The following is a 16,201-nucleotide window of genomic DNA, read 5'->3' as shown; positions in this document are numbered from 1 at the left end:
GGAGATTTTTTATATGCATATAGAACAGTTACATCATTGGAGTGGCGAATTAGGCCGTGAAATGGTGTTGAACAGATATGGACACAGCGGCATGCCAATCGTAGTTTTTCCTTCATCTGGAGGGACGCATACGGAATACTATGATTTTGGGATGATTGATGTGTGTCATCACTTTATTGAATCCGGAAAAGTTCAGTTTTTTACATTGTCTAGTATTGATAGCGAAAGTTGGCTGCACGACTCAAAACCGGCGCATGACCGTGCCTTAGCTCACGCGGCATATGACCGTTATGTGATTTCAGAAGCTATTCTATTTATTAAACATAAAACAGGCTGGTCTGATCCAATGATGACAACGGGTTGTAGTATGGGGGCATACCATGCACTGAACTTTTTCTTGCGACATCCGGATGTCTTCCAAACAACCGTTGCACTTAGCGGTATTTACGATGCGCGTTACTTTTTTGGGGATTACGGAAATGATCCGCTTGTATATGAAAATTCACCGAGTGATTACATATGGAATCAAAATGACGGCTGGTTTATTGATCGATATCGTTCAGCAGATATCATTATTTGCACTGGTCTGGGTGATTGGGAACAGGAAGGGCTGCCTTCATACTTTACATTAAAAAAAGCCTTTGAAGAAAAACAAATTCCTGCATTGTTTGATGAGTGGGGCGAAGATGTTTCGCATGATTGGATTTGGTGGCGACGCCAAATGCCGTATTATTTAGGAAAATTATTTTAATAAAATGTCAAAAAAACATCAGGACGGTTAAGTTGCTGGTGTTTTTTGATGGGGGATTTTTTGATTTTTAGGTTATTCGAGAGAAATGTCCATCCGGTATTTTAAAGAAAATTCAAAAATAGACAAAGTATGATAACTTTAAAGTATAATATGAAATAGTTATGTTTGTTCGGTCAGTAGATAAAATGAAAATCAATTTTTTCTGCACCAATCAGATATTGAACAGAATATGAAGGGTAACAAAGATGAGCATAATAAAGGATTTTTTGCTGCAACTGGCGTTTATGGTAATACCCATTTTTATTTACTTTACATTTATAACGGAGAAGGTAGAAAGCACTAAAAAGAAGACAGTAATAATGTCCGTTTTGTGGGGTATATCCATATTATTTTGTATGTCTTTCCCAGTGAGTTTTGGACAAAATGCTCGCTTGGAGTTAAGAATTATTCCTCTATTATTAGGGACGCTTTACGGCGGTTTTTGGTCAGGCATTTTCCTATCAGCGCTAATCATATTTTTTCGACTTTATTTTGGAATCAGTTTAGGATTTTATAATACTGTTCTTGTCTTATTATTTGCATTGCCTGTAATATTGTCTTTTCAAAAATCGTTTGCAAGTTCAAAAAAAGAAAAAAGAGTTAAAATTGCGGTTGGTCTTTCCCTTTACTACTGTCTTATTGGCCTTACTTTATTTTGTATGCTAAGAGGTTTTTCAATAGATTATTTTAAAGTACAGATTATTCATCTTCTCTTTGTAGTCGCCGCTACTTGGTTCTTCACTGTGTTATACGAAGCTATCAGGGAGATTCACCAACTTCGGTCAGAGATGCAAAACACTGAGAAATTAAAAGTAATTAGCGAGTTAGCCAGCGTTTTTGCTCATGAAATTCGAAATCCGATGCAAGTGACTCGTGGCTTTCTGCAACTTCTAAACGAGCCTGATTTGCCGAAGAAAAAGAAGGAATATATTCATCTCTCTATCGAAGAACTAGATCGAGCAAATGAAATAATAAATGATTTTTTATCTTTTGGAAAGCCTTCTATAAATAACATCGAAAGAATCGATGTGGGTTATCAGTTACAACGTGTTGTAAATATGATTCAAAGTTACTCTCTAAGCCATAATGTTGAGATTAAAACTGATTTTTATAACAACGGTTGGATCCATGCTAATCCTCAAAAATTAAACCAATTATTGATAAATATTTTGAAAAATGCGATAGAGTCTATGCGAGATGGTGGAATTGTCTGGATTACAAGTTGTTCAACAGCGGATGGATATATAAAGATTACTATTAAGGATCAAGGGATTGGTATGACAAAAGAACAAATTGATAGACTTGGATCCCCTTTTTATACCTTAAAGGAGAGTGGAACAGGACTAGGAATGATGGTAAGTTTCCAAATTGTCCGTTCTTTTAAAGGTAAAATACAAGTGGCAAGTGAAAAGGGGAAGGGGACAGAATTTATTATATTACTACCGCAAATAACTTAAAGGTTATCTCATTTTCAAGAGTGGAAGAATCATCTGCTTATATTTTCATTTACTTCGATAAAAAGGAAGGAGTGCAAACGATGGATTTCGAAACGGTTATGCAGGAACTTGAAGCCCTCGGCAAGGAACGTACGAAAAAGATATACACAAGTAATGGTGCACACGAACCGCTTTTTGGAGTAGCTACAGGTGCAATGAAGCCGCTTGCAAAGAAAATCAAGAAAAATCAGCCTCTCGCCGAGCAGCTTTATGCAACCGGGAACTACGATGCCATGTATTTTGCCGGTGTCATTGCGGACCCCATGATCATGACGGAGGCAGATTTTGAGCGTTGGATCGATGGGGCGTATTTTTATATGCTATCTGATTATGTGGTTGCCGTAACGTTGGCCGAAACTGATATTGCACAAGATGTTGCTGATAAATGGATTGCAAGCGGTGAAGAACTTAAAATGTCGGCAGGATGGAGTTGTTATTGCTGGTTGTTAGGTAATCGCAAGGACAGTGAATTTAGCGAAAGCAAGATTGAAAGCTTGCTAGATCAGGTGAAAAATACGATTCACGATGCTCCTGATCGAACAAAATCCGCTATGAATAATTTTATGTACACAGTCGGGATTTCCTATGTACCGCTCCATGATAAGGCGGTTGAAACGGCAAAAGAAGTAGGCCCAGTAGAAATTAAGCGGGACAAGAAAAAAAGCAAGATTCTCCTCGCTTCCGAAAATATCCAAAAGGAAATCGATCGAGGAAAACTTGGTTTCAAACGTAAATATGTAAGATGTTAGCATCGTTTGTGGAAAGTGGCTTAGTAATTACATTACTGAGCTATTTTTTTATACAAAATTTGAATATATTTAGGATGGATTCACGAATACACGACAAATTATTCATTCTATCATGGGACTTTCTAATTAAAAGGGTGAAAAATGAGGATTTTTGCAAGATTAAGCAGGATTTTTAATTTTTATAAAAGAATATATTATATACAATTCAAATCACTGGTTCATACTGGAAAAACTGTGCTAAAAAAGTAATGATATGCTCACACAGGATGTTGTTTTCACTATGCAAATAGTCACTGATAAAAATAGGTCAAAGCATATTATTCATCCATTCTATCAAGGTATGAAAGAGGGTATTCGATATGATTGAAAATTTCTTTGCTGACTATAAAAAATATATTGTAGTACCGGAAGATGAAAAGGCTGGTAATGAAGTATTTGATCCCCAAAATTTTGAAGCATATTATATATTAACACTGTCCATTTTTGATTCCCGTATATCGAGCTGGAAGGATGCTAGTAAATTTGAAATTGATGTGGAAAAAAGTATCAAAATAGTCCTGAGTGATTTCAATCAAAGACAGCATAAGCAGTACCATCTTCAATTACTAGAATTTGATCGGTATAAAAACTATTTTATCTTGGCTTTTTCATCTAAAACAAAATTTAACCCAGGGGAAGAAAAAGACCGTATCGTGTATGTCATTGATAATATACTCACAAACCCTTTTTATGTTGGACAAGGCTGGTTTAATTTGATTGGTGAAAAAGGAAAAGTGGCTCGAAAGCTCTTTTGCTGCTCCTTCAAGGAATATGTTGTGGAGGACCGAGACCTTTCTAAAACGGAAGAAAAATATGAAAACATCAGTGAATTTATCCCTAAGAATGGAGAGATCAAGCTGATTAAAAGCATCTGAGCAAGGTTTTTGATGATGACCCAAATCTTGGGGTTAGAACATTTATGAAAATAATTTACCTGTTTTTGGGCATCCTCTTTGTGAGGATGTTTTTTTTGCTAACCAAAAGGGGTGAAGGTGTTTGAAATGCCCACAATGTGTTTATTCCAATCCAGATGGAGTGAAGTTCTGCATAAGCTGCGGCGAAAGGTTTATTAAGGATAACACACAAGAAGATGAAAACAGTTTTTTTTATGAGTTTGCCCATTATGTCGATATGGTTCCGAAATACCAACGCTCGGTTGAGCCGAAATTTCAAAATGTATTTTCGCGTGTGTTCCGGAATCATAGTGAACTGGAAGCTGAACGGCTGTTTATCGTTGGAACGGCACTAACGACACCCAAGATTTCAGAAGTGAAAGACACTTGGCCGAAACCGTGGCTTTTTGCAAGGGTATTTATCATTGCTCTTCTGGCCTTCGCAGGATTTTACATGGGTGTGACATATTTCGGTAATGTAAACTTTATACCTGGACTGATTATTGTTGGCGCATTTGCTGTTCCGTTTACAACGTTAATCTTCTTTTGGGAAATGAATGCTCCGCAAAATATTGCTTTTTATAGGGTGATTTATATCGTGTTGATCGGCGGAGTTCTCTCGATGTTAGTCGCACTTGTGTTTTTCGATATTCTGAAAAATATGATCAATCCGATTACAATTGGCATTGCAGAGGAACTGGCCAAAGCTATAACGGTCATTACGTTTGTGAGATACCGAAAATACAGATATATACTTAACGGGCTTCTCATTGGTGCAGCCGTTGGAGCGGGTTTTGCCGCGTTTGAAACAGCGGGCTATGCACTAAGGTCATTGCTTTCTGGGGATGGTGCAAATCTCTACAATACCATCCTGTTTCGAGGAATCTTTGCTCCCGGCGGGCATATTGCCTGGGCGGCGCTGACTGGTGCAGCATTCTGCAGAGTGCAAGGGGACCATCCATTTAATCTTAAAATGCTATTCCGTTTTAGGTTTTTACGCGTCTTTGTTTTAGTGGTATTGATGCATGCGTTATGGGACACTCCCATAACAGGAATGTTCCCATTTGGACAGATTTTTTTAATGCTGGCTTCATGGGTAGTTGTCTTCCTGCTCATCCGTGCTGGCCTTAAGGAAATCGGAGAAAGAAAAATATCTGTATAAGAGGCAGAGGAGAGATCCTCAACAGGTTCCGTTACTTATTGCAATATACAAAATGTAAAATAAAATGGCCAACAAATTTGTAATCTAATTTGTTGGTTATTTTTGATTGCAGGAGAACTTCCGGTATCTCTTCTGGTTATTTATCCGATTTAAAAAAGTTAATAAACCGATGATAGGGGCATTTGGACAATGACGTATCATCGTCACGAAGAAAATATTGTCTCCACTCAAAATTATCCTCTGCTCCATAGCTGTTTAAATCGGGATGGATCGGAGCGGAATCGTAGGCTGCCAGTCTTTTTCTAACTTGCTGTTTAATCCCTTTTGCAAAATTGGGTGACTTATTAAATTCATTAAGGACCCAGCGAGGAGTAATCGCGAGCATCAGTTCATCAAAATGCCTGCTTTTTCGATTCTTATGGGCAGGGGTTGCGCAGTACATAAAATATTTCTCTCCATGATAACAAAACTCCCATATTGGAAGATGGGGGTCCATAGGGATATCCTCTGGCCAATCATATGGGTCGATGCTCCGTAAGCCACTGAGATGCTTCCAAAATAATTGTTCGTAATCTTCAACCCTATAGGCCATCTTCATGTCCTCAGGCGTTTCATAAAAAACAATCAGTGATGTGTTGCTGCCAATTTCCCTTGAAACTTCTGTGTAGCTGCTCAAGGCTTCAGCAAGTTCAAATACAGTAGAAGCTTCCCTTGGATTCCCAATAAAGCTGTATCGCAGCTGATTCTTTGCGAATCCAATAGTGGCAGGGATGCAGGGAAAGGGTTTGTCTTTGTCACTCATTTTAGTAGAGAATTTCTCAATCGCATTCTTTTTCCAGTCCGTTAATTGTTTCCGGCTTAAAGGATCATCTCTATATAGTCCTTTCATGATTGACACCTCCATACTGCAGTATATTCATACGTACAAGAGTGGGGAGATGTCCCGATTTAAATGGGCAAACATCTAGGTACATTGGAATGTCGATTGGTATAAAGAATCATAGGGACAATGACCTTCCGCCTGTCCTTTTAAAAAATTCAGGCATCAATTGTTGATCCAAGAATAGATGTTAAAGATGGTTCAATTTCCATACTCTATGAGGAACTGGGGCAGATTGGAGCGCCATTTATCAATTGGAGGAGGATGCTTATGAGATTGATAACTTGGACTTTGGGAATATTTAAAAAGAAGCATCGGATTACAGCCGTTCCGTATACCAAGAATATGAATCTTGTTGTAGGGAGCCTATTGGGTGGTTTCGCTGCTATCCTTCAATCGGCAGGATTGATAGGCGGGATTGGCTATGCGCTTAGCATTATGGCTACCGGACCGATTATCCTCGCAACCGTCCTTTCTATTCGAATTGGCCTGTTAACATATGCGGTCACTACTCTATTATTGATCATCCTCCAGCCAAGTGAGGTACTGATTTTCCTGTTTACCACTGGACTTCTCGGGATTGCCCTAGGGATAGGATTTAAATTCTATAAAACGGGATCTATGGTTTCGGTCATGGGTGGAACATCTCTTTCGTTTGGGATTCTTATTTTACTTTATATATTTCAGTTCCCCGTGTTAGGCCCTTCTATTTCAAGGCAGGTAAGTGGAACAGTGATAGCAGGCGTTTTTCTATTTAGCCAGTTTTATAGCTGGATTTGGATGAATCTTAGTATAGTTGGAATGAAGCATTTAAATAAGGTCATGTTGAGAAAGATATGGGTAGAGAAAGACGAGTCAAGTTGAAGGTTATGGGGGATATTGAATGGCTGCTTAAAAATAATTTTTTGTTAAAAATCATGCACGTTTCTTCTCCATCAACATAAATTAACTTCTGTGAGTAATTTGATTGGAAGGAAGAAATAGCTATGAACAACCATGAATTAAAAATTAAAACGACTAAAAATTCATTTAACAGTGGAGGGACTGAATATAAAGTTATTGAAATAAAGGTATATGATCTTTCTGAGAATTTATATGCTGTCGTAACTCCTATTAAAATGAAATAACTATGTTTTGAGTGCAAGACTAGATAAATCATACTGCGGATAACCAATCGATCGAACGTGTGGCCTCATCCAATCCAGGGAGGCCTTATTTAAATTTTGCTCTTTTCTAAAAGATAGATGTGTCTTAAATTCGCTCGAATATATATTAGTGCCAATTCTTTGTACATGGGTTAACTCCCGTCATTTTTCACTAAAATTTGAAAAAAATATCTTGAAAAAGATTCATTTTCCGATTATTATGTAAATATGTTGTAAGCATTATGCCGGTTTAGCTCAATTGGTAGAGCAACTGACTTGTAATCAGTAGGTTGGGGGTTCAAGTCCTCTAGCCGGCACCAAAGTATTTTGCGATAGCAAAATAACTTACATTATTCCGCAGTAGCTCAGTGGTAGAGCTATCGGCTGTTAACCGATCGGTCGTAGGTTCGAGTCCTACCTGCGGAGTTTAGTCTAACAAAATTTACATTAGAAGAGAACATAAAGTCACATCCAATTATCGGGTGTGACTTTTTATGTTCTATTATTTGAGAAGGAGGTGGGATACCAACTTAAAATGATGTTTTAAAGAAGCTTTTTTGTATTGTGACTAATATTATTGATATATTGAAAAAAGTAAAAAACTAAACACCTTAAAAAGTGTATTGCAAAATATTGGGATTTGGTTAATCCATCTATGGAAGCTATTTTAAAACGTTTAAGTAATTTTAATCCTCCTAAATAAATAAAACAAAAGTGAAGAATTAGATTAGAAATTAGATATAAGGGAAATTTACCAAAAGTTAATTTTAACATCCAAAGACTTGCTACAAAATATGGACCAAAATTAAAAAAGTTTGCACTATCCAATGGTGGTACCCCTTCATAAATTTTCCACCATTTTTTCTTTTCACCGAACAAGTCTAAAGCTTTTGTGAATATACTAATAAATAACCCGGCTGGTAAATATTTTTTTAATGAATTCCTACCTAAAAACGGAACGGTTAGCCAAGGTAGAATTAGCAAAGCTATATAAAATAATTTTGAGTTTTTCATTAAACCACCTCTAAATTTATGTTATGTACTTTATTACAATTTAACCAAGCTAATTTCATTAAACTATTTTTCACGAAATAAAATTATCATGTCAACGAAATACCATAAAAATTTCCACTTGAGAAGTAATCGAAACAAAGCGACAAGACGAATATATAAGTAAGATTAAACAAATAGTAGAAGGTGAGAAAATGGAAGCAATCGTCCTGGCAGCAGGATTTTCCAGCCGTGCGAATGCATTTAAAATGACTTTGCCATTGGGAAAAATGAGCGTATTAGAGCAAACGATTTCTAAATTTGAAGGATTGTGCAGCAAAGTCATCGTCGTAGCTGGTTTTCAAGCAGAACTCATCCAAGTAGAAATGGAAAAAATCATCAAGAAAAATGCCTATTCCTTTCAGATAAAATATATTTACAATGAAAACTTTAATCGGGGAATGTTTTCTTCCATTCAAAAGGGCTGCAACGAAGTAAACGCGCCAACGTTTTTTATAACTCCCGGAGATTGTCCGCTTGTCAAAAAAGAGACCGTTCAGCAACTAGCAGAACAAGAAGGGAACGTAATTATTCCTAGCTTTAACTTTAAAGGGGGTCACCCCATCAAATTATCTAGTGAAGTGCAACAGAAAATTCTTAAAACCAATCCAGACAGTAATTTGCGTGTGGTCCTTAACAAATATGAAAAGAAGTATCTAAATGTAGAGGATCCAGGAGTACTGTTGGACATGGATACACCGGAGGAGTATCAAAAAGCAGTTCATTATTATCATGATTGCATTTGTAAATAATCTACTATGTTTTTAAGATTTTGCGGCTTACCCCAACTGCTTGTTTTAATGCGAACAGGCAGATTGGTTGGAGCCGCATTTTTTTTTGTTTTTTTAACGAGGCAGTTGATCGGAAATGAGCAAGCAAATGATCTGAAAATACTATGTCAAATATTCTTACATAAATAGGTAAAGCCTTTCGATATTAAAATATAATTAAAACAACGAAACTTGAATGAAATGAATCATAAAATAGGATTCTCATTTATAAAATCATAGGAAGAGGTTTCTATTAATAAAGTGTCCCCTTTAAAAAAGAGTCGAAGGGTGTTGTTGGAATGAACCTAAAAGACATAAGCACCTCAGTGCCCAAAAAGGATCATAGTGGTAAAGTATCGGGTCAGCTGCCCTACATTAGTGACGTGAAAGTAGAAAATATGGTTTATGGTGTTTTGTACAGGTCGCCAATTGCATATGGAAAAATCAAATCCATTCAATTGCCGAAACTACCGGAAGGATATGAAATGGTTGGAGCCGAGCAAATTCCAGGACCGAATTATGTCAAGATCATCCAAGAAGATCAGCCCATTTTTGCGAATGAATGGGTCAATTATATTGGAGAGCCGATATTGATGCTCGTAGGCGAAGACCTAGATACCTTGTATAGGTTACTAAATGAAGTAAAGGTTGATTTTGAAGAGAATCAGGCTATTTACACATTGGACGAAGCGATCCATCAAAAATCAAAACCTGGGGTTACGATGGCAAGCTATGAGTTTGGAGAAAGCTTAGCTGTCATTTCAGCCATCGAGCAAAGTGCCTACAGAATCATCGAAGAAGTGTATGACACGGGTTATCAGGAGCATGTCTACCTTGAGCCACAAGGAATGCTCGCCATCTATAAGGAAGAAGAAATTGAAGTCCAAGGTTCTATGCAATGTCTATATTATATTAAAAATGCCTTGCTTAGTGCTTTAGCCTGTGGTGACGATGAAGTCAGAGTAGTTCAGAGCCCGACTGGCGGAGGCTTTGGCGGCAAAGAAGAGTTTCCTTCCATGATGGCCTGTCACGTAGCGGTGGCGGCCAAAGCAGTCAAAAAATCAGTGATGCTCGTGTTTGACCGTGCGGAGGATATGGTGGTGACCACGAAAAGGCATCCCGCTAAACTCAACTATCGAACGGCCATAGATAAGGAAGGAAATATCTTGAGTCTGTGTGTGGACATCTATCTCGATGGCGGAGCGAATGTGGGGCTGAGCTCTGTCGTGCTGCAGCGTGCATTAATAAACAGTGCCGGTGTATATAAAATTCCACATTTTCATGCAAAAGGCTATGTATTAAAGACGAATACCGTTCCGAATGGCGCTTTCAGAGGCTTTGGTGCTCCACAGAGTTTTGCCGGTATCGAAAGTCATATGGGACATCTTAGTAATCAGGCAAATATCGAACCACTTGAATATAAACGAAAATACCTCGTCAAGCAAGGAGATCCTACCATCACTAAAGGTATATTCCGCGATCCAATCTTGGTAGAAGAAATGATTGAGGACCTGCTTAATTCCTCAGATTACAAAAAGAAAAAACAGGAGTTTCAACGATTCAATCAACAAAGTCAGCGGTATAAAAAAGGCATTGGAACCTCCTTATTTCTCCACGGCTGCGGATTTACGGGCAGTGGCGAACGAGACCATATTAAAGCAACGGTAAAACTGGTTAAATCAAAGGACGACCAGGTCTCACTAAAAATCTCAAATTCTGATATGGGACAAGGAATCTATACGACGTTGAGTAAAATTGTCGCAAAAGAACTCGACCTACCATACGAAAGAGTTTCGTATCCTTCTCCTGATACAAAAGAGGTTCCAGACTCCGGCCCGACTGTTGCCTCCCGGACAACGATGATCGTTGGAAAATTGCTTGAACGGGCTGCCAAAAAACTAAAGGATCAGTGGAGGGCAGGGGAGGAACAAGAAGTAGCGGAGCATTATGTTCATCGTGAAATGATTCCGTGGAACGAGTTGACCTTCACTGGAGATGCTTATCCGGCATATTCATGGGGTGTGAATATCGTTGAACTGGAAGTGGATACGTTAACAGGGAATGTAAAGCTAGAAAAAGTATACGGCAATTATGAAGTGGGGAAGGTCATAGATGACCGGATTATGAAAGGCCAAATTGACGGTGGTCTGGCTCAAGGGTTAGCGTACGGGTATTTAGAGAAGATGACATCACATCTTGGCAAGATCCAACAAAAAAGCATATCGGATTATGGACCTCCGACTTCCTTGGACGTGGTTCCAATCGAAAGCAAGGTCTTTGATAACCCCTATGCGGATGGTCCATACGGGGCAAAGGGAGCAGGTGAATTGACGTTAATCGGCGGCGCTCCAGCCGTCCAAGCGGCCATCGAGAATGCATTGCAAACTTCTTTTCAGCAAATTCCGATTACACCGGAAGTCATTATTGAAAGTCTTAGGGTGAAAGAGGGTGAAGAAGGTTGATTAAATTCACACTAAATGGAAGAACGATAGAAACGGACGCCTCTCCCGCAATAAGATTACTAGATTTAATAAGAGAAGAGTTTGAGTTAATTGGAACAAAGGAAGGCTGCGGTGAAGGGGAATGCGGTGCCTGCAGTGTGTTTGTGAATAACCTCCTGCAAAACAGCTGCCTGATTCCCATTGGTTCAATTGAGGGAGCTGATGTCCAAACGATAGAAGGGATTATGGAGACGGAACAATTTAAGATATTAGACGAGAGTTATTCTGAAGCCGGTGGGGTGCAATGCGGTTATTGCATTCCTGGGATGGTCATGGCAAGTGCCGCTTTATTATCCAAAAACCCTCATCCATCAGAGGAAGAAATCCGTGAAGGTATTTCCGGAAATCTGTGTCGATGTACGGGCTACAATATGATTGTAAATGCGATCAACCTAGCAGCGAAAAAAGGGGACGGCATATGGCAGAAAAAATAACCTCGTATCGCTTCGATCATTTAGACGACACGTTGAGTCAATTGAACAAAGAAGATTGTGCCATCATGGCGGGTGGAACTGATGTCATGGTCCTCCACAAAAGCCGAAGAGGAGCAGCTCCGAAAATTCCCAAACCGATTATTTTTATTGATCATTTGTCTGAACTAAAGCGGGTCTATCAAAATGAGAAGGATCTTCACATTGGGGCTTGCTGTACCTATAGCGAATTACTGGAAGAACGGTTAATCCCAGTCCCATTAAAGGACGCGATCAGAACGATTGCGGCACCTGCCATTAGAAACAGAGGGACATTAGGCGGGAATATTTGCAATGCATCTCCGGCTGGTGACACACTGCCATTATTATACGTATATAATGCAAAACTTGTACTGCGCTCCATTCATGGTGATCGGATTATGGCTATTAGCGATTTTATTCAAGGCCCCCGAAGGATCGGGCGGAATCAAAATGAGATTTTGGCTGAAATCATATTACCGTCTGTTTTGGAAGAAGGAGCTCATGTCGTTTTCGAGAAAGTCGGCAACCGCAACGCTGATGCCATTGCCAAAGTAGGGTTCGCAGGATACATCCGAATCAATGATGCTCGAATCGATGATGTGCGTTTTGCCTTCGGGGCGGTCGGGCCTACAATGGTTCGTTCGATGGATATTGAAAAGACTCTGGTCGGAAAAAGCGTACCATTAGCCGATGCCGACATCGGGCAGGTAGTGGCAGCATTCGGTAAGATCATTCGGCCAATCGACGATCAGCGCTCCACAGCAGCATACAGAAAAACCGTTTCCTTAAATCTGTTACGTTATTTTCTTAGCATGAAGCATTATCAACCGACTTAATGTTAATAAAAAGGGGGGAGCTTATTCATGCTATTGATGGAAAAAGTCGCCATATTGAACCGTCAAAACAAAACCTTTGCCTTAGCCATGATCATCGAATCAAAAGGCTCAACTCCCCAGCATGTTGGAAAAATGATTGTATACCGTGATGGAACAATTGAAGGTACTGTCGGAGGGGGCTTGGCTGAATACTATATCATCGAAGAGAGTGTTAAAGCGATCCAAGATGGCAAATCGAAAATCGTTGAATACAAATTAAATAAACATGCAAAAGACGGAATTCAAATGAATTGTGGCGGAACATTGCGGGTGTTTATTGAAGTCTATAAAAGCAGGCCAGAACTTGTTCTATGCGGTGCCGGACATTTAGGCCATGCGTTAGCAAAGCTGGCGGATTTCCTTGAAATCCCTTATTGCGTTGTCGATGATCGAGTGGGTTATTGTACGCAGGAGCGCTTTCCAAATGCGACGAACGTTTATGTGGACGAGGATATTGAAAAAGCCTTGCTGGAAGCCGGCCTAAATGAGAACTCCTATGTAGTGATTGTGACAAAGGATGGAGATGATATCGTCTTAAAAACGGCACTGCAATTTCCGATTGCGTATGTGGGCATGGTCGCCAGCAAACGCAAGGTCATAACCATATTTGAAAAATTAAAAAAGGAGGGCGTCAGTGAAGAACGGTTGGAACAGGTACACTCTCCCATCGGCTTGAACATTGGATCAGAAACCACACAAGAAATTGCCGTCAGTATTATTGGAGAGATCATCAAGATAAGTAAGGAAAAAAAGATGACGAAAGTGAAACAATTGAATAGATAAAGCGTATTTTAGAGATTTCGCTTAATGATGGAAATTAAAACATTTACCAGGAGAATCAAGTTCCGAGGTAAGTGTTTTTTTGCTGGAGCACGCATTTCATGAAAACTATTCAAAATTATGCTAATCTTAAGATATTACAAATAAGGAGGGATTAAATAATGAGTAAAACTATTCCAGAGATAACTCTTAATGATGGGTTAACTTTGCCGGTAATCGGATTGGGTACATATAAGCTAAAAGGAAATGAAGGGGTTACTTCCATCCAAAGTGCAATGGATCTTGGTTATCGACTAATAGATACTGCTTATAATTATGAAAACGAAGGAACGGTAGGTGAAGCAGTTAGACGCAGTTCGGTTCCGAGAGAAGAGTTAAGAATCACTTCCAAATTACCGGGACGTTATCAATCGTATACCAATGCAGTAACGACCATTGAAGAATCCTTATATAGGGGCCATCTCGATTATTATGATTTATATTTGATTCATTGGCCGAACCCAAAACAAGGCCTATATGTGGAAGCATGGCAAGCATTAATTGACGCAAAAAAGAAGGGGATTATTCGTTCCATTGGTGTATGTAATTTCTTGCCGGAGCATATAGAGCGTCTAGAGAAGGAAACAGGTGTTAAACCCAGTGTAAACCAAATTGAATTACACCCATACTTCAATCAAGCAGATCAAAGAATTTGGCATGAAGAACATGAGATTAAGATCGAGTCTTGGAGCCCATTAGCTCGCGCCAATGATATTTTACATAATGATTCACTTCAAATGATTGCCAACCAGCATAATAAATCCATTTCACAAATAATTCTTCGTTGGCAGTATCAATTGGGGGCTATTTCGATTCCAAAATCTGCTTCTCCTACAAGGCAACTTGAAAATATCTCAATCTTTGACTTCTCCTTGGATGCATCAGAAATGGAACTTATTTCAGGATTAACTCGTCCGGATGGAAGGATCAATAATCAAGACCCCGCTGAATACGAAGAATTTTAATCTACTAATGTGATAGAAAATTACTCAAAATGGAAAAAACGCCTTCAAATGTTATTTTGAGGGCGTTTTATTAGGGAGACTTTTTAGGTGATTTTAAAGTTCGACTGATTCAGACTTATTAATTTTTACTCCAATAACTAACATAATGAACATGGAAGAGGGGTATACGAACGAATTCCTCATTGGAGACCATATGAACAGTATCATCTTTTACCTCACAAATTACCCCTTTAACTGCCTCAGAATGGCCATGATTAATTTTTACCCAATGATATTTCAATAATTTTAGTAAGTCGTTGAAGTTCTCAGCTTCTTTAAAATTCTCAGGAACGACATTGTCGAAATCCACTTTCTGTTTCGTATTCTCTGTAAAACTATTAATGTGATGAGTATTGTAATAAACGATTTCATCCGCTTCTGTTAGAACGGCGATATAATCGTGACCTTCATACAATAACTTCGAATTTTTGGATTCCGATCCGTCTCGATTAACCTTGATAACTGATTCTTTAAAATATTTCTTGAGGTCTTCGCTCATAGATAAAGTCTCCCCTTACGTTATTTAATGATACATCATCATATGTATAACGGGAGGAACTTGTCCTAAGCAAATGGCCTGTCTTTTAATGGTCAGTTCTATTCGTTTGAAGAGATATATTACTATCTAGCCCTTAACCACGAGCCAAAGGGAAACTTCTGAATCTGCATTTGAGGCATTGTGAAGGATTAAAACCATGACATTTGTCTCTTTTGGACCATTTTGTAAAGAATAGATGTGTTCCATTGGATCCGTAAAGTATCCCGAAGTGATAACGTTTTCGTTTTCTCGTGCAATTAATCGAAAATCTAGATATTCATGACTATTGATCTGGACCCCAGGTCTCCACATATACCGTTTGAAACCATGGCCAAGATCCTCTTCAACAGCATTTTGATAACTCAAATCGTACCGTCTTTTATTCATAATATGGGGGGATTGTTTCGGTGGATTCGTAAAATGCAGCCATCCGTTTACAGTTGAAAATTTAGTCATAAGAATCATCTCCAAGTCTATTAAATATAAAGTATTATTTTATTAAAGTAATCAATTAGATCGTTCATTACCTTATGTATATTGGACTTTATGGATGCTATTCCAGAATTTTTCCTTCCAATATTCATCATACCATTTTTTGAATATATGGCTGTTTGAAAAGTCATTGTTGATTTCATCATTCATATTTTAGGGGTGTGCTACTTTTGGTGCACCTGAACTATTTACTGGGATCGAAATAAAGAGGAAGGGAGGAGTCGTTATCCCGGTTATTAGAATGATTTTGGTTGTTAATAATAAGTACAAAGAAAAATGGTTGACACTCTCACTACTCGGTGTTACGATGTACTTGTAATAAGCAATACTTAATAGTACGATTGCCCTAAGTTATTAGGTAAAAATTATTGTTTAGTACTAAGTTATACTGAATATAAGTCAGACAATATAGAGGAGGTGGTAGTGTCAAAACTTCTATGAAAAAGTGACCTGAAGTTTTTTTCTTCTCTCTTTTTTGTAGTGGAGGTACCCGCAATCGCTCTTGACAAACACACCAATGGTTTGAGGTTCCTTTAACAAGGGCGA

17 protein-coding genes and 2 tRNA genes are annotated in these 16,201 nt (G+C 38.6%); 15 read left to right on the top strand and 4 right to left on the bottom strand.

Annotation, left to right across the window (positions count from 1 at the left end):
• The first annotated feature begins 13 nt into the window (after positions 1-13).
• From M3610_RS19110 to M3610_RS19090, 5 genes are all read left to right on the top strand, one after another.
• Complete coding sequence (locus M3610_RS19110; protein WP_251461448.1) at positions 14-751, top strand: esterase family protein; 738 nt, start codon at positions 14-16, stop codon at positions 749-751.
• Positions 752-996: 245 nt separating this feature from the next.
• A complete protein-coding gene (locus M3610_RS19105; RefSeq protein WP_251461446.1) occupies positions 997-2,247 on the top strand; it encodes an ATP-binding protein in 1,251 nt (416 codons plus the stop codon).
• Positions 2,248-2,327: 80 nt separating this feature from the next.
• The gene (locus M3610_RS19100) at positions 2,328-3,035 is read left to right on the top strand and encodes a DNA alkylation repair protein (protein ID WP_251461445.1); all 708 of its coding nucleotides are present in this window, start codon (positions 2,328-2,330) and stop codon (positions 3,033-3,035) included.
• A 359-nt stretch (positions 3,036-3,394) separates the two neighbouring features.
• Complete coding sequence (locus M3610_RS19095; RefSeq protein ID WP_251461443.1) at positions 3,395-3,949, top strand: hypothetical protein; 555 nt, start codon at positions 3,395-3,397, stop codon at positions 3,947-3,949.
• Between the two features lie 121 nt (positions 3,950-4,070).
• On the top strand, positions 4,071-5,129 hold the full coding sequence (locus tag M3610_RS19090) for a PrsW family intramembrane metalloprotease (RefSeq protein WP_251461441.1): 1,059 nt from the start codon (positions 4,071-4,073) through the stop codon (positions 5,127-5,129).
• Positions 5,130-5,265: 136 nt separating this feature from the next.
• Here M3610_RS19090 and M3610_RS19085 read toward each other — a convergent pair whose 3' ends face one another.
• Positions 5,266-6,018: a YqcI/YcgG family protein gene (locus tag M3610_RS19085; RefSeq protein ID WP_251461439.1), complete on the bottom strand. Its 753-nt coding sequence runs from the start codon at positions 6,016-6,018 to the stop codon at positions 5,266-5,268.
• 261 nt (positions 6,019-6,279) lie between these two features.
• On the opposite strand from M3610_RS19085, the gene M3610_RS19080 reads away from it, so the two are divergent.
• The 4 genes from M3610_RS19080 to M3610_RS19065 all read left to right on the top strand — a co-directional run bounded on the left by M3610_RS19080 (position 6,280) and on the right by M3610_RS19065 (position 7,580).
• Positions 6,280-6,873, top strand: coding sequence for a hypothetical protein (locus tag M3610_RS19080; protein WP_251461438.1), 594 nt, complete (start codon positions 6,280-6,282; stop codon positions 6,871-6,873).
• Between the two features lie 122 nt (positions 6,874-6,995).
• A complete protein-coding gene (locus M3610_RS19075) occupies positions 6,996-7,136 on the top strand; it encodes a hypothetical protein (protein WP_251461436.1) in 141 nt (46 codons plus the stop codon).
• Between the two features lie 262 nt (positions 7,137-7,398).
• Positions 7,399-7,474, top strand: a tRNA-Thr gene (locus M3610_RS19070).
• Positions 7,475-7,508: 34 nt separating this feature from the next.
• A tRNA-Asn gene (locus M3610_RS19065) sits at positions 7,509-7,580 on the top strand.
• Positions 7,581-7,697: 117 nt separating this feature from the next.
• Here M3610_RS19065 and M3610_RS19060 read toward each other — a convergent pair.
• Positions 7,698-8,168 (bottom strand): hypothetical protein, encoded by a 471-nt coding sequence (locus M3610_RS19060; RefSeq protein ID WP_251461434.1) that lies wholly within the window; start codon positions 8,166-8,168, stop codon positions 7,698-7,700.
• Positions 8,169-8,359: 191 nt separating this feature from the next.
• Between M3610_RS19060 and M3610_RS19055 the strand changes: the two genes are divergently transcribed.
• The 6 genes from M3610_RS19055 to M3610_RS19030 all read left to right on the top strand — a co-directional run bounded on the left by M3610_RS19055 (position 8,360) and on the right by M3610_RS19030 (position 14,586).
• The gene (locus M3610_RS19055; RefSeq protein ID WP_251461432.1) at positions 8,360-8,956 is read left to right on the top strand and encodes a nucleotidyltransferase family protein; all 597 of its coding nucleotides are present in this window, start codon (positions 8,360-8,362) and stop codon (positions 8,954-8,956) included.
• A gap of 317 nt (positions 8,957-9,273) precedes the next feature.
• On the top strand, positions 9,274-11,436 hold the full coding sequence (locus tag M3610_RS19050; protein ID WP_251461430.1) for a xanthine dehydrogenase family protein molybdopterin-binding subunit: 2,163 nt from the start codon (positions 9,274-9,276) through the stop codon (positions 11,434-11,436).
• Positions 11,433-11,909 carry a (2Fe-2S)-binding protein gene (locus M3610_RS19045; RefSeq protein WP_098575514.1) on the top strand — a complete coding sequence of 159 codons (477 nt, stop codon included), beginning with the start codon at positions 11,433-11,435 and terminating at the stop codon, positions 11,907-11,909. Before M3610_RS19050 ends, M3610_RS19045 begins: the two co-directional genes overlap by 4 nt.
• Positions 11,894-12,763, top strand: coding sequence for an FAD binding domain-containing protein (locus M3610_RS19040; protein ID WP_251461428.1), 870 nt, complete (start codon positions 11,894-11,896; stop codon positions 12,761-12,763). Before M3610_RS19045 ends, M3610_RS19040 begins: the two co-directional genes overlap by 16 nt.
• 27 nt (positions 12,764-12,790) lie before the next feature.
• Complete coding sequence (locus tag M3610_RS19035) at positions 12,791-13,585, top strand: XdhC family protein (protein ID WP_251461426.1); 795 nt, start codon at positions 12,791-12,793, stop codon at positions 13,583-13,585.
• Between the two features lie 158 nt (positions 13,586-13,743).
• The gene (locus M3610_RS19030) at positions 13,744-14,586 is read left to right on the top strand and encodes an aldo/keto reductase (RefSeq protein ID WP_251461424.1); all 843 of its coding nucleotides are present in this window, start codon (positions 13,744-13,746) and stop codon (positions 14,584-14,586) included.
• A gap of 118 nt (positions 14,587-14,704) precedes the next feature.
• Here the strand turns inward: M3610_RS19030 and M3610_RS19025 are convergent, their stop codons facing one another.
• Both M3610_RS19025 and M3610_RS19020 read right to left on the bottom strand, forming a co-directional pair.
• The gene (locus M3610_RS19025) at positions 14,705-15,124 is read right to left on the bottom strand and encodes a hypothetical protein (RefSeq protein ID WP_251461422.1); all 420 of its coding nucleotides are present in this window, start codon (positions 15,122-15,124) and stop codon (positions 14,705-14,707) included.
• Positions 15,125-15,250: 126 nt separating this feature from the next.
• On the bottom strand, positions 15,251-15,619 hold the full coding sequence (locus tag M3610_RS19020) for a hypothetical protein (RefSeq protein ID WP_098575481.1): 369 nt from the start codon (positions 15,617-15,619) through the stop codon (positions 15,251-15,253).
• Positions 15,620-16,201 lie beyond the last annotated feature (582 nt).

This window comes from Neobacillus sp. MER 74 (assembly GCF_023714155.1).
Note: the sequence above shows the minus strand (reverse complement) of the source record. Positions and strands in the feature narration are given on the sequence as shown.

What these genes read in the sequence shown, in the direction of transcription:
- M3610_RS19110 (WP_251461448.1), top strand. Translation starts at nt 14, where the DNA reads ATGCATATAGAACAGTTACATCATTGGAGTGGCGAATTAGGCCGTGAA.
- M3610_RS19105 (WP_251461446.1), top strand. Translation starts at nt 997, where the DNA reads ATGAGCATAATAAAGGATTTTTTGCTGCAACTGGCGTTTATGGTAATA.
- M3610_RS19100 (WP_251461445.1), top strand. Translation starts at nt 2,328, where the DNA reads ATGGATTTCGAAACGGTTATGCAGGAACTTGAAGCCCTCGGCAAGGAA.
- M3610_RS19095 (WP_251461443.1), top strand. Translation starts at nt 3,395, where the DNA reads ATGATTGAAAATTTCTTTGCTGACTATAAAAAATATATTGTAGTACCG.
- M3610_RS19085 (WP_251461439.1), bottom strand. Translation starts at nt 6,018, where the DNA reads ATGAAAGGACTATATAGAGATGATCCTTTAAGCCGGAAACAATTAACG.
- M3610_RS19080 (WP_251461438.1), top strand. Translation starts at nt 6,280, where the DNA reads ATGAGATTGATAACTTGGACTTTGGGAATATTTAAAAAGAAGCATCGG.
- M3610_RS19075 (WP_251461436.1), top strand. Translation starts at nt 6,996, where the DNA reads ATGAACAACCATGAATTAAAAATTAAAACGACTAAAAATTCATTTAAC.
- M3610_RS19060 (WP_251461434.1), bottom strand. Translation starts at nt 8,168, where the DNA reads ATGAAAAACTCAAAATTATTTTATATAGCTTTGCTAATTCTACCTTGG.
- M3610_RS19055 (WP_251461432.1), top strand. Translation starts at nt 8,360, where the DNA reads ATGGAAGCAATCGTCCTGGCAGCAGGATTTTCCAGCCGTGCGAATGCA.
- M3610_RS19050 (WP_251461430.1), top strand. Translation starts at nt 9,274, where the DNA reads ATGAACCTAAAAGACATAAGCACCTCAGTGCCCAAAAAGGATCATAGT.
- M3610_RS19040 (WP_251461428.1), top strand. Translation starts at nt 11,894, where the DNA reads ATGGCAGAAAAAATAACCTCGTATCGCTTCGATCATTTAGACGACACG.
- M3610_RS19035 (WP_251461426.1), top strand. Translation starts at nt 12,791, where the DNA reads ATGCTATTGATGGAAAAAGTCGCCATATTGAACCGTCAAAACAAAACC.
- M3610_RS19030 (WP_251461424.1), top strand. Translation starts at nt 13,744, where the DNA reads ATGAGTAAAACTATTCCAGAGATAACTCTTAATGATGGGTTAACTTTG.
- M3610_RS19025 (WP_251461422.1), bottom strand. Translation starts at nt 15,124, where the DNA reads ATGAGCGAAGACCTCAAGAAATATTTTAAAGAATCAGTTATCAAGGTT.
- M3610_RS19020 (WP_098575481.1), bottom strand. Translation starts at nt 15,619, where the DNA reads ATGACTAAATTTTCAACTGTAAACGGATGGCTGCATTTTACGAATCCA.